The 2,748-nt window shown below is 44.9% G+C and carries 2 protein-coding genes and 1 tRNA gene; 1 reads left to right on the top strand and 2 read right to left on the bottom strand.

The genetic code is table 11. The annotated features are described in order from the left end of the window. Nucleotides 1-1,367, top strand: a 1,367-nt coding sequence (locus A3729_RS12610; protein WP_197475837.1) for an Hpt domain-containing protein, incomplete at its 5' end; no start/stop codon positions are given. 227 nt (nt 1,368-1,594) lie between these two features. Here A3729_RS12610 and A3729_RS12605 read toward each other — a convergent pair. Together A3729_RS12605 and A3729_RS12600 are read right to left on the bottom strand one after the other, a co-directional pair. Next, nucleotides 1,595-1,670 (bottom strand) — tRNA-Asn (locus tag A3729_RS12605). A 72-nt stretch (nt 1,671-1,742) separates the two neighbouring features. Beyond that, a partial coding sequence (locus tag A3729_RS12600) for a pyridoxal phosphate-dependent aminotransferase (protein ID WP_068633965.1) occupies nt 1,743-2,748 on the bottom strand: 1,006 nt, incomplete at its 5' end.

The following is a 2,748-nucleotide window of genomic DNA, read 5'->3' as shown; positions in this document are numbered from 1 at the left end:
CGGCGGGTTCTGATGCAGTTGATCAGAATATTACTGGTGTCGATGCTATTGTCGGTGAAGACGAGATGATGTACGACTTCAACTCTCATTGCTTAATGACTGAAATGAACATCCGCATGGATGATGATCGTGAAAAGATTCTTGAGCTGGATTGGGATCCAATTATCAGTGAAGAAGGTGAAGTTGATAAGTTAATGGTGACAGTCAGAGATGTTACCGAGCTTAAAGCTCTAGAAGCAGAGGCTGAAGAGCAGAAGCGTGAGTTGGCAATTATTGGTGAAATCCTTGCTGTTGATGCAAGTAAGTTTGCCGACTTTATTGGTACTTCTGAAGACTTCTTGGCTGAATGTCGACAGCTTATCGAAGCAAATGATGAGAAAGACCTGGACATTATTGCTAACCTGTTCCGCTCAATGCACACAGTGAAAGGGAATGCTCGTACCTATGGTTTGAGTCAGGTTACCGACATTGTTCATGAAGTTGAAAGTACTTATGACGATCTTCGTAAGAATGAAGATGTACTTTGGGATCAGAAGCAATTGCTCGAAGAGTTAAGTGGTGCGGAAGATATCATCGCGAAGTATGCATATGTGTTCCGTGAGAAACTTGGTCGTGATGGAGAGGCTGAGAGTGGTATTTCCTTAGACCCGGCACGCGTCAGCTCTTGGTTGGAAAATATCAAGTCACTTACCCAGCAAACGCTTGATGACAATGTTAAAGGTGTTGTTTCTGAGGCATACAGCATGCTGATGTCAATGGAAGCTAAGCCCTTAGATGGTGTGATTTCAGATGTTATCGAATCAGCTAACTCGCTCGCAGAGCAGCTTGGCAAGGGTAAACCAAATATCGAAATTGATAATGCAGGAATCTTTGTTAAGAGCGAAGCGCATAGCACGCTTAATAACATATTCATGCATGTTTTCAGAAACGCTATGGATCACGGTATTGAGGGGATTGATGAGCGCCTTGAAAAAGGAAAATCTGAAAGTGGTACTATTAGTCTGGACGTTAGCTATATAGACGATTTGGCAAACCTTGCGGTTCGCGATGACGGGCGCGGTATTGCAATTAGCCGTATCTATAAAATGGCGATCGAGAAGGGTATTTATGCAGAATCCGATCCGAAGCCTTCAGCGAGTGAAATCGCTAATTTGATCTTCTCCTCGGGCTTCTCTACTGCGGATGAGGTTACGGACGTTTCAGGGCGTGGTGTTGGTATGGATGCTGTTAAGGGCTTCCTGGAGCGCGAAGGTGGAAGTATTGAGGTTATTCTGGATGATGGTGATGAGAATGCAGACTTCAGATCATTTACTACAAATATACGTATCCCGGCAAGTTTCTACCAGAAAGCTATTAGCTTTAACTAGTTTTAATAGTTGAGATTAAAGGCAGGCCTCTTACGAAAGTAAGGGGCTTTTTTGTTTGTGTTTGCGATATTTATAGTTGGCAAATCGATGTGGCTTATTTGGGGGTGAAAAAAACGGTCTGGTTGTATCCTGCAGGTCTTAGGCCTGGTCTATAGATTGGAGTGGATCTACAAAGAATTAATTCAAAGCGCAGCTTTGATAAAGTTAGGAAAGTGGGAATAAGAAGTTGGCTCCCCGAGCTGGGCTCGAACCAGCGACAAACGGATTAACAGTCCGCTACTCTACCAACTGAGTTATCGGGGAACAGAAGACTAACGAAGACTTCGTTAATCAAGGCCGCGTATACTAAAGAGCAAAGCGGCCCAGGTCAAGACCTTAAAGTACTTTTTTGAGACGTGAAATTGCTGACTCTAATATTTCCATGCTGGTTGCAAAGCTTAGGCGCATGCATCCAGGAGACCCAAAAGCAGACCCAGGTACAAGTGCCACACCTGCTTCACTTAGCAGCATCTCGGCCATTTCAACATCGTTAGATATATTCGCTAGATTGTCGATAGCACCCTGGAAGTTTGGAAAGACATAAAATGTTCCATCGCCAGAAATACATTCCACGCCGGGAAGTTCATTAAGCGCTGCGACAAGATAGTCGTGGCGCTTTTTAAACTCGGTAACCATTGTTGTGATGCATTCCTGGCTGCCATTTAGTGCTTCCAACGCCGCGGCTTGAGAAATGGAGCAGGGGTTCGATGTGCTTTGCGACTGAATCTTTTTCATCGCAGCGATTGCTTTTTCTGGTCCTGCTGCGTAGCCAATGCGCCAGCCTGTCATGGAATATGCTTTAGAGACACCATTCAAAACAAAGGTGCGGTCATATAGCTCTGGGCAGGCGTTCAATATGTTAACGAAAGGTTGTTCTGTCCATAGAATATGTTCGTACATATCATCGGTAACGACTAAAATCTCAGGGTGTTGTTTTAGTGCCTCGCCAATGGCAACCAGTTCTTCACGTGTATAAGCAATCCCGGTTGGGTTCGAGGGAGAGTTTAAAACTACGATTTTGGTTTTATCGGTAATTGCTGCTGACAGTTGCTCGGCAGTCATTTTAAAACGGTTATCAAGGCTCGTTTCAACAATAACTGGTTTGCCTTCCGCTATCTTGACCATGTCGGGGTAGGATACCCAGTACGGTGCAGGGATAACGACTTCGTCGCCTGGGTTTAGCAAGGCAAGTGAGAGATTGAAAAAGCTTTGCTTTCCGCCAGACGATACGAGGATCTGCTTAGGCGTATACTCAAGCTTGTTATCGCGCTTGAATTTATCGATGATCGCGCCTTTTAGTTCTGGAGTGCCGTCTACTGCGGTGTAGCGCGTCTGGCCATTT

Source organism: Oleiphilus sp. HI0043 (assembly GCF_001634935.1).
This window is presented reverse-complemented; position numbering and strand designations above follow the sequence as displayed.